Origin of the sequence: Haloferula sp. (genome assembly GCF_049672945.1) — a bacterium.
Lineage (GTDB): Bacteria > Verrucomicrobiota > Verrucomicrobiia > Verrucomicrobiales > Akkermansiaceae > Haloferula.
Window position 1 is genome coordinate 1 of record NZ_JBATWY010000042.1, and the last position, 11,238, is coordinate 11,238.

Genomic DNA, 11,238 nt, shown 5'->3' on the forward strand with positions numbered 1-11,238 from the left:
AGCGAGTTGCAAACTCGCTCTCCATATTGAGAGGCCGGCGATGAGGAAGGCGAAGCCGGAGAGGAAGAAGGCGGCGGAGGGGCCAAGTTGTTTGGAGGCAGCTAGGGAGCCGAGGCCGATGATTCCAGAAATGATGGCGATCAGGCGGGCTCGGTTTGATTTTCTAACAGGTGGTATTTCCTCGCTGCCGGAGGTGAGGCGGAGGGAGGCGCTGCGCTTGGATTGCTTGCGGGTGACGAACCAGATGGTGGTCATCATCAGGATGATGAAACCGATGATGCCGCCGATGATGGAAGCGGGCGAGGCGTGGAAATCGAAGAGGCGTCCGCCGCCGGTGTTCCAGATTTTTTCGAGGAAAAGCAGCAGGCCGCGGGTGTAGGCGAAGGCGAGGGCGGCTCCAAGAAGGGAGCCGAGGGTGATGATGACGAGTCCTTCGGCAAGGCGCCAGCGGAGGATGGTTTTGGCGGGGATGCCGACGGCGGTCAATAGGCCGGATTCGGTGTTGCGTTGCTCGATGTTGAAGCGGAAGAGCATCGCGGTGAGGGCGACGGCGGCAACGATGAGGAAGAAGGACATGCTCAGGAAGAGGCTGGCGATGTCGACGGGAGAGGACGCGGCGCGGTTGGCTTCGGCGGCGATGTCTTGGATGTGAAGGCCGGCGTCGGAAGGCGTCAGGGTGGCAGTGGAAAGTAGAGCCCGCTGCGCGGGAGTGCCGAGTGCCGAGTGATCAGTGATCAGTGGAGAGTCAGGCGGCTGCGCCGCGTTGGTGGGAGGCGGGGTTGATAAGGAAGAAGTAGGGATGCGCAGGGCGGTGCTGCTGCCCCAGCGGTTTTGCCAGAGTTTGGCGGCGGCGCTGTGGGTGATGAAGGCTTTCGGGGTGGCGCGGTGGTCGTCCCAGTAGGTTTCGTCCTTGTCGCGGATGCGGGTGGTGTCGAGCGGGAGTCCGCTTTCCCAGTCGGCGTTGGTTTCAGCTTCGGCGATGCCGGGGAAGTCGGGGGTCCAGAGCTTGTCGGCGACGAGGCCTTCGAGCGGAACGATGGCGCGAACGGTGAAGTCGGCGTGCTCTTCAGTGAGGACGTTGTTTTTACCAAGAACATAGTAGCTCAGCTTGACGGTGTCGCCGGGTTTGGCGGCGAGGTCATCGGCTTCCCAGGAGTTGAGGACGATTTCATTGTCCTTGAGGTCGTCGGGGAGGAAGGGGGCGAGGGTTGGGTCGGCACCGGTGACCATCGAGTAGGGGGTTTCGCGATCGTTGGCGGCGAGGGTGTTGACGAGGTAGGTGAGAGTGGGTTTGGCGTCGGGGAAGGCGCTTTGGATTTTTGCGGCGATGGCGGGGCTGAGAAAGATGCGCTCGGTGCGGATCTCGGTGGCGTCGGCGAGGGGGATGTCCTTTAGGGAGAGGCCGTAGTCGGCGATTTGGACGCTTGCTTTGACTTTGGCTTGGAAGGTATCGGGGTCAGTGGCGTCACGGGCGAGGATGAGGTTCGCGCGGTCAGGGTGCTCAATGGCCTCGGAGAGCGTGTTGATCGGGAGAAAAACCTTGGGGGCTGGGAGTTGAGTGGCGGCCAGGCTGAAGCGGCCCATCTCGTCGTCTGTTAGAATGCGGGAGACGCTGCCGCGAAGAGTGATGAGTTCGTCATCGTTCTCTGCAAGCGGAGCGTCGCCGGCGACGAGGCCGGGTTTGCGCAGGCGGAGGATGATGGTGTCGCCTGAGGAGAGGTCGAGCGTGCTGGCGAGTTGTTGGTTGATGGCCCAGTTGTCTTTGGTGAGAGGAACTGGCTCCATGTTTGTTGGAGCGAAGGACCAGAAGCGGGAGTTGATGCCGAGGAGGTCGACCTGGCCGGTGGAGCGGCCGCTGGGTTCGCTGACCTGGCCGCGAAGCTGGAGGACGGGCGCGGCGGTGTCGCTGATGTCGGCGGCGAGTTGCGCGCGGAAGAGGTTTTCGCCACCGGCGAGGATCTGCTGGGTTTTGCCGGTGCGTTGGTCGGCGATCTTGAGGAGGGTGGATTTGACGGAGTCGCCGGCGAAGAGGGCGCCGAGCAGCACCATGGTGCCGAGCGCGGAGCCGAGCAGGACGCCGAGGTAGCTGGTGCGGTGGTGCTTGAGTCCGCGGAGGATGAAGGTGAGGGCTGTCATGGTCGGGTGGTGGCCGCTGCGCGGCAGTGGCAAGTGCCGAGTGATCAGTGTGAAGTGGAAGAACCCAGCTTGAGTGGTGCTTGGGACACCGAAGATTGAGAGAGCTATTGCGACTCTTGGAGCTGGCCGTCGCGGACCTCGAGGGTGCGGCCGATGCGTTGGGCGAGGGCTTGGTTGTGGGTGACGACGAGGAGGGTGACTTTCTGGTCGCGGTTTAGATCTAACAGGAGGTCGGCGATGGTGTCGGTGGAGGCGGGGTCGAGCGAGCCGGTGGGTTCGTCGGCAAGGACGAGCTTGGGCTGGTTGACGAGGGCGCGGGCGACGGCGGTGCGGAGTTTTTCGCCGCCGGAGAGTTGCCAGGGGAGGTGGGTGAGTCGGTGTTCGAGGCCGACTTTTGTTAGGAGCTCGCGGGCGCGGTCCTGGGTTTCTTTTTCGGACTCCTGCCAGTCGCCGGCGAGCCGCGGGACGAGGACGTTCTCGAGGACGGTGAGTTGGGGGAGGAGATAGTGTTGCTGGAAGACGAAGCCGAGCGAGTGGTTGCGGAAGTGGGTGGCTTGTTCTTCGGTGAAGGTGGCGATGTCCTGATCGCCGATCGTGATCGAACCGGAGGTCGGGCGATCGAGGGCACCGAGGAGGTTGAGGAGGGTGGTTTTGCCACAGCCGGAGGGGCCGACGATGGAGGCGGCTTCGCCGTCTGCGAGTTCGAGGGTGAGGTCCTTGAGGACTTCGACGGTCTCGCCGGGGGTTTGGTAGGATTTGGAAATCTGTTTGGCGGAGATCATCAGGAAAGTTTGCTGGGTTTCAGTGTTCGGTTTTAAGGCCAAGGCAGATGATCATTGGATGATGTGCCAGCGCTTGGCTTTGACTTCGAAGGTGGGGAGGGTGTGGGAAGGGACCGCGGTGACGGGGATGCGCAAGGTGAAGGTGGAGCGGAGTTTGTGGGCGAGGTCGGCGGCGGTTTCTTCGCTGGCTTCGACTCGGAGACTGAGTTCGGAGAGGGAAGGGCGTTGGTCGATCTCGACCTGGTATTCGCCGATCTCGGGGAAGCTGCGGACGATGGCGTCGATGGCGCTGGGATGGATGTTGATGCCGCGGATGACGACCATGTCGTCGCAGCGGGACAGGACGCCGCCGTCGAGGGCGAAGTGATCGCCGTGCGGGACGGGTTTGACGAGGTCGCCGGTGCGGTAGCGGATGAGCGGTGAGCCGTGGCGGCCGAGGGTGGTGAGGACGAGTTCACCGGTCTGACCGCTGCCGGGTGTGATGCTGTTTCCGTTTTCGGGGTCGATGACTTCGCAGAAGTACGATGAGTGTCGTAGAAGAAGCAGGTCAGGTTCGTCCATGGAGCTGACGGATACGGGGCCGATCTCGGTCATGCCGTGGTGGTCGAAGACGCGGGCCTGCCAGGTGGATTCGATGGCGCGTCGGACTTCGGGGATGCTGCCGCCGGGTTCGCCGCAGACGACGATGGTGCGGACGCCGAGGGTGGCGACGGGGAGGCCGATCTTCAGGCCGACTTCGGCGAGGCGCAGGGCGTAGGTCGGGGTGCAGCAGAGGATGCGGGATTGGCTGCGTTTGAGGAGATGGAGGCGGTCTTCGGAGGAAAGTCCGCCGCCGGGGACGGCGCGGACGCCCATGCGTGTGGCGGCTTCGAAGCCGGCCCAGAAGCCGAGAAAGGGGCCGAAGGAGAAGGGGAAGAAGGCGGTGTCGCCTGATTCGACGCCGGAGCCGCGCCAGACCCATTCCCAGTTGTCGAGGATCCAGGTCCAGTTTTTGGAATCATCGAGCCAGATGAGCGGCTTGCCGCGGGTGCCGCTGGTCTGGTGATAGCGGTGGTAGGTTTCGAGCGGGAAGCTGTGGGTGGTGCCGTAGGGTGGGTGGGATTCGTGGTCGGCGGCGAGTTCGTCCTTGGTGGTGAAGGGGACGGTGGCGGTGAAGTCGGTGAGGGTTTTGAAGTGAGTGGGCAGGCCGCTGAGTTTTTCCGCGTAGAAACGGTTCGCCGGGAGGATGGTGGCGAGGAGTTCGTTGAGCTGGGTGAGTGGGTCGGGCATGGGTGCGGTGGACCGGGGAGGTAGTTCGGGCTTTGGGGGACAGGATTCAGGGGGCAGTGGTCAGAAAGGCAGAAAGGCGGAAGGGTAGAGGGCTGCGGCGGTGGTTTGGATGTCTTTCTGACCCCTGAATCCTGTCCCCTGTTCCCCAATGCTTGAGCGACTCTAACGGTCCGTTTGCACGACCGGTGGTTTTGCCGGGGCGGCGGGGGCGGGTTTGAACTTGGTGGCCATGAAGCCACCGGCGGCGGCCATGAGGATGCCGATGTAGAAGGGGATCGGGATGGCGGAGAAGCCGCCTTTGGGGGGGTGCATGGCGATGCCGACGATGGCGTTGATGATCGGGGCGCCGGCGAAGATGGTGGACATGACGAGCACGGCGACGATGCCAGGGTTCATGCCGGATTTGATGCCGGATCCCATGGCGACGAGGACGAAGAAGGCACCGATGGCTCCGAGGACGCCGGCGAAGAGGGAGAGCCACATGCCTTTCGGGGGCATGTCCCAGCTCATGTTTTTGGAAAGGAGAAGGATGGCGAGGGGGGCGAGGACGGCGACGAGGAAGTAGGCGATGCCGACGAAGAGGAAGGCCTTGTAGCGTCCGAGTTCCTTGTCGGCCATGCCCATCTGGCCGGCGTGAAGGAAGATGCCGTAGAGGCCCCAGCAGGCGACGGTGATCAGTGCGAAGTAGAGCCAGTTCATGTTTTTGGTCATTGGAGTAGAAGTGCCGAGTGATCCGCCGTCGCTCTTCGAGCTATGGCGGACAGGTCAGTGATCAGTGATCAGTGAGTGGAGTTTGGTTTTTAGCTCGTCGGGGAGTGGGACGGCTTTGATGCCTTCCTCGGTGATGGCGACGTGGGCGACGGAGAGTTTACCTTCGGCGACGAGGGTTTCTTCCTTGGAAATTTCGAAGCGGTAGCGGACGGAGCGGTTGCGGATTTCCTCAATGAAAAGGCTGATGGTAAGGAGGTCGCCGAAGCGGGCGGGGGCGCGGTAGTCGCAGGTGGCGTTGACGCGGGGCCAACCGGTTTCGAGGCCTTCGACGAGGCCGTGGAGTTCGTGGTTCAGGCTGCGGAGGAAGGAGTGCTCGCAGGCTTCCATGAAGCGGAAGAAGTTTGTGAAATGGACGATCCCGGCCATGTCGGTTTCGTAGAACTCGACGAGGCGTTGGATTTGGTGGGCGGGTGCGGACATGAGGAAATTGAAACGCCAAGACGCGAAGGGCGCCAAGGCTGGGGATGATGAGTGCTTAGTTCCAGGGGGCGAGGAGGGGGACGATTCGGCGATTGCTGAGACGGTAGATTTTGAAATCGGAGTCGATGGTCCAGACTTTGGAGTCGCGGGTGGTTTCGGCCATGCGGACGAGGCAGGCGTCGGCGAAGTCCATGGGGGTGTCGTGGTATTTCTCCAGAAGCGCAAGGACAGCCGTCTGTTCTGAGTTCAGGTCAAAGCCCGATTTCAGCATGTCGAGCCTCAGGAATTCCCGTAGGATTTCGCGGCCATTGGGAGCTTTCCGGAGGAGGTGAAAACTCTCGGATAAGACGGCTTCGCAGGTCACGAGGTCACTCGATAGGGACCTGAAACTTGCTTTGGCCCATGCATGGTGGCGGTCACGTTGATCGATGAGCGCCACGATGGCTCCCGTATCAACCAAAGTCGGCGAGTTCACTTCCCGTAATCCTCCATGTGTTTCCTATTAGTCGAAAGATCTCCCGGTCCGCCTGGTGATTCCGCCCAGTGCTTTTCGAGGATCTTCATGACCTGTTCCTTCTTGGTCTCACCTTCGACATCAGTGGAGCCTTTGAGAACGATCTCAATGCCTTCCCGAATGAGCTGGCTCATTGACACGGCGCGGATCTCAGCGATTCGCTGAAGTTTCGCTTTCTCGAGTGTGCTGACCTTAATGGATAACGTCTCGGTCATGGGATCAATGGTAGGATTGGTCTGGCAGATGTCAACTACCTGAGCCGGTGAGGGGTTTGGCGAGGGTGAGGAAGCGGTCTCGCATGGCTTCGACGCTGTAGAATTCGGTGGCGGCGCGGCGGGCGTTTTGGCTGAGAATTTTGAGCTCGGCGGGATCTTGAAGGAGCTCGTGCCAGGCGGCGGCGAGGGCTTTGGGGTCGTTCGGCGGAACGAGGTGGCCGGCTTGGCTTTGGTGGATGATTTCCTGAAAGGAGGAGGCGTCGGGCTGGACGACGGGGAGGCCGGCGGCGAGGGCTTCGATGAGGTAGAGGCCGAAGGCTTCGGGGTAGGTGGCGGGGACGCTGAAGAGGGTGAAGCGGGAAAGGATGCTGTTTTTTTCTTCTAGGGAGATGTTCGGTGACCAGATGACGTGGTCGGTGAGGCCGGCGGTGGCGAGTTGCTTTTTGAGCTCGGCGACGAGTTTTTCGTCACCGGCGGTGACGGCGCCGGCGATGTGGAGGTGGGCGTCGGGGTGTTTGAGTTCGTTGCGGAGATGGATGAAGGCTTCGACGAGGTGATGGACGCCTTTTTCGCGGATCATGCGGGCGAGGTAGCCGATGACCGGCCGCTGTGCGGCAGTGCCGAGTGCGGCCTGCTCCGTAGGAGTGCCGAGTGCCGAGTGATCAGTGATCAGTGGGGAGTTTGGCGGCTGCGCCGCGGGGGAGGAGGGCTGGGGTTGTGAAGCGGGTTGCAAACCCGCGCTCCCGAGGTTGATGCCGTTGGGGAGGACTTCGATTTTTTGGGTGGGGAGGTTCAGGCGCTGACGCATGAGGTCGGCGTAGAACTGGCTGGGGGCGATGAGCAGGTCGGCGTCGGGGAGGCGGGCGGTGAGTTCGTTCCAGCAGTCGGTTTTGAAGGGTTCGGGGAGGCCGTCGAGGAAGCTGTCTTCGCCTTGGAAGGAGCAGATGATTTTGACGTCGAGACGCTTTTTGAGCTGGCGGATCATGCCGGCTTGGAGGGCGGTGCCGAGGACGAGGATGTCGGGCTTTTCCTGGGCAAGCCAGTTGATGAGCTGGTCCATTTCTTGGCCGAAGGGGCTGTCTTCGATACGCAGCATGGCGAGGGCCATGGCGCCGTGCTCGCGGGCGGAGGTCATGTGGCTGCGCTTGGCGGCGGAGCGGAGGAGGGAGGCGTTGTTGAGGAGCTTGTGGAGGAAGGCGGGGAGGCGGAGCTTGGGGAGTTTCTGCTGGAGGAAGACGTTGATGCCGCCGAAGAAGATGGGGTTGTCGGTTTGGGGGAGTTTGTCCTCATCGAGCATCAGGGGGAGATACATCGGGAGGAGCGAGACCTCGTGACCGGCGGCGTGGAGGGATTTGGCGAGGGCGTTATCGCGCATGCAGGCTCCGCAGTAGTAGGAGCCGGTGCCGGGGGTGAGGATGGCGATGTTCACGACACAGGATTAGAGAATTGAAACGCCAAGGCGCCAAGGACGCAAAGTTTGGTAGCATCTTGTATTCGTGGCATGACCGGGCCGGTCATGGTTTTCTGGGCGATACGGAGCCTTCATTAGAGGTCGACGCGTTCAAGGTTTGAGAAAGCCTTGCGTTCATGACCGGGACGGTCATGCCACGGTCGGTGGAGTCAGACCGTTTCGGGGACTCTTCCGTAGGTGAGGGGCTCGGGGAGGCTGGCGAGCTTTTCCATGGCAGCGGCGAGGTCGCTGTAGTCTTTGCCGTCGATGTTGCCGATGAGAACGTCGGTGAGTTTGGGCCGGAGCTCGGGGTTTTGGCGGATCAGTTTCGCGAAGCTGAAGTCCTTGTCGTAGAAGGCGTAGACGATCTTGCGCATGGTCTCGATGTGGCCGCAGAGGTCTTCGCCGTATTGGGCAAAGGAGGCGGCGGAGGTGTCTCCTTTTTCAAGGGCGGCGTGGGTGGCATCGGCGGCCATTTCGCCGGACTTGAGGGCGAGGAAGACACCGCTGGAAAAGACGGGGTCGAGGAAGGCGAAGGCGTCGCCGACGAGGACGAGGCCGTCGGTGGCGCAGTGCTCGGCACGGTAACTGTATTCGCCGGCGATCCAGTACTCACCGAACTGCTCGCCGGGATCGAGGTGGTCCTTGATCCAGGCGTTGTTCTCGATTTCTCGGGCGTAGATTTCGGCGGGGTCGCGGGTCTCGCCGTCCTTGTAGAGGTAGTCGCGTTCGGCGACGATGCCGGAGCTGACGATGCCGTTGCGCAGCGGGATGTTCCAGAACCAGCCGCCTTCGGGAAGGTAGGCGATGGTGGTGGCGCCTTCGTCGAGGCCGGGGTCGCGTTTGGCGTCCTTGAAGAGCGTCCAGATGGAGATCTTGTTGAGCATGGGGTCGCGCTTGCGCCAGCCATGCTTGCGTTGGAAAAGGGCGTCGCGGCCGGTGCAGTCGAGAGTGATCGGGGCGTGGACTTTGAAGGCGTCTTCATCGCCGGTGCGGGCTTTTACGCCGATGACGCGATCGTCGTCCTTGAGGAAGTCGAGGGCGGTGGTGTTCTCGCGGACTTCAACGCCTTTCGCGCGGGCATTGTCCAAGAGCATGAGATCGAAGTTCTCACGCTCGACCTGCCAGGTGGTGGCGGCGGGGTGGTCGAAGTGTTGGAAGAAGTAGAAGGGCGCGGAAATTTTTCCGTCGGTGGTGGCGAACTGGACGGACTTTTTCTGCTGGTAGCCGATCTCGTCCATTTTTTCGACGACGCCGAGACGCTCGAGCGAGAAGTAGCAGAAGGGCATGAGCGATTCGCCGACGTGGTAGCGGGGGAACTTCGTTTTTTCCAAGAGCAGGACTTTGTGGCCCTTCTCCGCGAGAAGGGTAGCACTGGTGGTTCCGGCGGGGCCTCCTCCGATGATGATGGCGTCGTAGTCAGGCATGGCAGTTTGTAGAAAATGGAACGCCTAGACGCAAAGTTCGCCAAGGCTTGGGATGTTGTACTTCGTGGTTTGTAGTTCCGCATTTAGGCGGCCCACCTAGCCGGTTCGCCCCGCCTGAAGGCGGAACTACGAACGCTGGTGGCGTGCTCTTAAGGCGGGAGAATTTCGATGATGCGGGCGAGACAGGCTTTGTCGTCACTGCGAATCAGATGATTATAGCGTCCGTAGCAGATTTCGCCACCGGGAGATTTCGGGAAAACCTCTTTCAGTGCTTCGGCGGGGACGGTGAGAAATCCTTGGGGGTGGCTGTGGTAGGCGAGGCCGGAGGCATTGAGGATGGCCCCGAGCGGGGTGTCGCCGGCGAGGATCTTGGGGCGCAGCTCGGCGGGAAAATGATCGAGCAGGATCTCGATGAGCCCGTATTCGACGGGGCTGCGGCAGTCGGCGGCGTGGAGGGTGACTTCGCGCAGGTAACGGTTGTCGTTTTGTTCGGAATGGATGACTTCGAGGGTGATGGCATCGGCGTGGAAACGCTGGAGCTCGGAGGTCATGTCGTGGTCGTGGACGAGGAGCTGATGGTAGGGATGGGGGACGGCTTCGTCTGGGAGCCACTCGAGGGAGGTACCGGCGAGGTGGGAGCGGGAGAGGATGTTGTCCAGCTCGGCGGGGAGGTGGGGTGCGGGGGTCATTCGCTGAGGCGTTTGCGGATCCATTCGGGACTTCGTCGGTTGTCGATCACGGCGATGACGGAGATCGTTTCGCGGTCGAATCGGTAATAAATCAGATGGGGAAAGTTCCGGCAGTTCGAGCGGTGAAAACCGCCAATCTGTCTGTGAGTGCCAGCCATCCAGCGAAGGCTTTCGATTTCGGCCTTTATCGAAATGAGAAAATAGTCCCCAGCACCCGTTTCTTGCTTTTCGTAGAAAACGAACCCTTCAGCGAGGTCGTTGCGAGCCTCGGGTGTGAGGTCGATCCGAATCATCTTCCGATGGAATCCTTTACGGCGTCCCAATCGAGCATCTTCGATTCACCTGATTCAACTTTTGCCCATCTATGACGAACGAGTTCAAGGTGGTCTTCACGAAACTCGTCTGCGTCGGCTTTCTGGCGCATGTCCTCCCAGAGAGCATCCATCAGTTGGAGCTTCTCGCGGCCGGACAATTTCGAAACTTCTGCGAGGTTCATGATAGTGTTAATTTACCGCGACTTGGATGGGAATGCGAGCGGGAGTTTGGCGGATCGAAGCGGGTCGCTCCTGCCACAGGTGTTCAGACAATCTGGTCGGTGACGTGTTGGGGGAGGAAGAAGTCGTGGAGAAGGTTGTCGACGCAGAGGAGGCCGTCTCGGGTGAGGAGGATCTTGCCGTCTTCGACATTGAGCAGGCCTTCGTCGTGGATCTGGGCGAGCTGGTTCTTGAAGCGGTCGAGGATATCGACGCCGAACTTGCTGGTGAAGTCGCCGGCGTCGACCTTGCCGAGTTTCATCTTCAGGATGAACTCGCGGATCATGCGCTCTTCTTCAGTGGTCTGCAGGGCGCGCTTGATCGGCATGCGGCCTTCGTCGAGGGCCTTGTCGTAGTCGTCGATCTCGGTGAAGTTCTGGTAGTGGACGCCTTTTGCATGCGAGAAAGAGGCGACACCCAAGCCTAACAGATCGGCTCCTCCCCAGAGGGAATCGCGGTAGATGAACTTGGTGCGGCTGGGGTCTTTCACGGCGGTGTAGCCGGAGGAGATGGTGTAGCCGTTGGCTTCGAGGGCGGCGAAGGCCTCCTTGACCCAGCGGCGTTTGGTTTCCCAATCGGCGATCGGGGCGACGAGGCTACCGCTGGCTTTCATGTCCTTGTAGATGCCGGTGTTATACGGCACTTCCATTTGGTAAATGGTGACGCTGTCGGGCTGGAGTTCGAGGGTCTTCTCGATGTTGATCTGCCAGTTCTCCTCGGTCTCTTCGAGCATGCCGGCGATGAGGTCGATGTTGACCTGATCGAAGCCCTCGGCGCGGATGCGTTCGTAGGCGCGATAGACTTCCTTGGTGCGGTGGGCGCGACCGTTGATTTCGAGGATGCGGTCGTCGAAGTTCTCGATGCCGAGGGAAAGGCGGGTGACGCCGATGTCCTTGATCGCTTTGACCTTGTTGGGATTGAGCGTGCCGGGTTCGGCTTCGAAGGCGATTTCCTCGGCGGCATCCCACGGGAGCAGCGCCTTCATGCGGTCGGTCAGGTCGACGAGCTGGCTGGGGGAAAGGTAGCTCGGGG

At 61.3% G+C, this 11,238-nt stretch carries 13 protein-coding genes; all 13 read right to left on the minus strand.

The annotated features are described in order from the left end of the window. A partial coding sequence (locus tag WBG04_RS03775; RefSeq protein ID WP_424313040.1) for an FtsX-like permease family protein occupies positions 1-2,136 on the minus strand: 2,136 nt, incomplete at its 3' end. A 104-nt stretch (positions 2,137-2,240) separates the two neighbouring features. Continuing rightward, complete coding sequence (locus WBG04_RS03780) at positions 2,241-2,918, minus strand: ABC transporter ATP-binding protein (protein WP_424313042.1); 678 nt, start codon at positions 2,916-2,918, stop codon at positions 2,241-2,243. Between the two features lie 51 nt (positions 2,919-2,969). After that, a complete protein-coding gene (locus tag WBG04_RS03785) occupies positions 2,970-4,187 on the minus strand; it encodes a phenylacetate--CoA ligase family protein (RefSeq protein WP_424313044.1) in 1,218 nt (405 codons plus the stop codon). 162 nt (positions 4,188-4,349) lie between these two features. After that, positions 4,350-4,898 carry a hypothetical protein gene (locus tag WBG04_RS03790; protein WP_424313045.1) on the minus strand — a complete coding sequence of 183 codons (549 nt, stop codon included), beginning with the start codon at positions 4,896-4,898 and terminating at the stop codon, positions 4,350-4,352. Positions 4,899-4,952: 54 nt separating this feature from the next. After that, positions 4,953-5,378 (minus strand): acyl-CoA thioesterase, encoded by a 426-nt coding sequence (locus WBG04_RS03795; protein ID WP_424313046.1) that lies wholly within the window; start codon positions 5,376-5,378, stop codon positions 4,953-4,955. Positions 5,379-5,433: 55 nt separating this feature from the next. After that, positions 5,434-5,853 carry a type II toxin-antitoxin system VapC family toxin gene (locus tag WBG04_RS03800; protein WP_424313047.1) on the minus strand — a complete coding sequence of 140 codons (420 nt, stop codon included), beginning with the start codon at positions 5,851-5,853 and terminating at the stop codon, positions 5,434-5,436. Beyond that, the gene (locus WBG04_RS03805; RefSeq protein WP_424313048.1) at positions 5,850-6,107 is read right to left on the minus strand and encodes a hypothetical protein; all 258 of its coding nucleotides are present in this window, start codon (positions 6,105-6,107) and stop codon (positions 5,850-5,852) included. Before WBG04_RS03805 ends, WBG04_RS03800 begins: the two co-directional genes overlap by 4 nt. Positions 6,108-6,138: 31 nt before the next feature. Then, positions 6,139-7,536 (minus strand): glycosyltransferase family 4 protein, encoded by a 1,398-nt coding sequence (locus WBG04_RS03810; protein ID WP_424313049.1) that lies wholly within the window; start codon positions 7,534-7,536, stop codon positions 6,139-6,141. Between the two features lie 191 nt (positions 7,537-7,727). Then, positions 7,728-8,984, minus strand: coding sequence for an NAD(P)/FAD-dependent oxidoreductase (locus tag WBG04_RS03815; RefSeq protein WP_424313050.1), 1,257 nt, complete (start codon positions 8,982-8,984; stop codon positions 7,728-7,730). Positions 8,985-9,133: 149 nt separating this feature from the next. Further along, positions 9,134-9,673, minus strand: coding sequence for a hypothetical protein (locus WBG04_RS03820; RefSeq protein ID WP_424313051.1), 540 nt, complete (start codon positions 9,671-9,673; stop codon positions 9,134-9,136). Continuing rightward, a complete protein-coding gene (locus WBG04_RS03825; protein WP_424313052.1) occupies positions 9,670-9,966 on the minus strand; it encodes a type II toxin-antitoxin system RelE/ParE family toxin in 297 nt (98 codons plus the stop codon). Before WBG04_RS03825 ends, WBG04_RS03820 begins: the two co-directional genes overlap by 4 nt. After that, on the minus strand, positions 9,963-10,169 hold the full coding sequence (locus WBG04_RS03830) for an addiction module protein (RefSeq protein ID WP_424313053.1): 207 nt from the start codon (positions 10,167-10,169) through the stop codon (positions 9,963-9,965). Before WBG04_RS03830 ends, WBG04_RS03825 begins: the two co-directional genes overlap by 4 nt. An 83-nt stretch (positions 10,170-10,252) precedes the next feature. Beyond that, on the minus strand, positions 10,253-11,238 hold a 986-nt coding region (locus WBG04_RS03835), incomplete at its 5' end, for a radical SAM protein (RefSeq protein ID WP_424313054.1).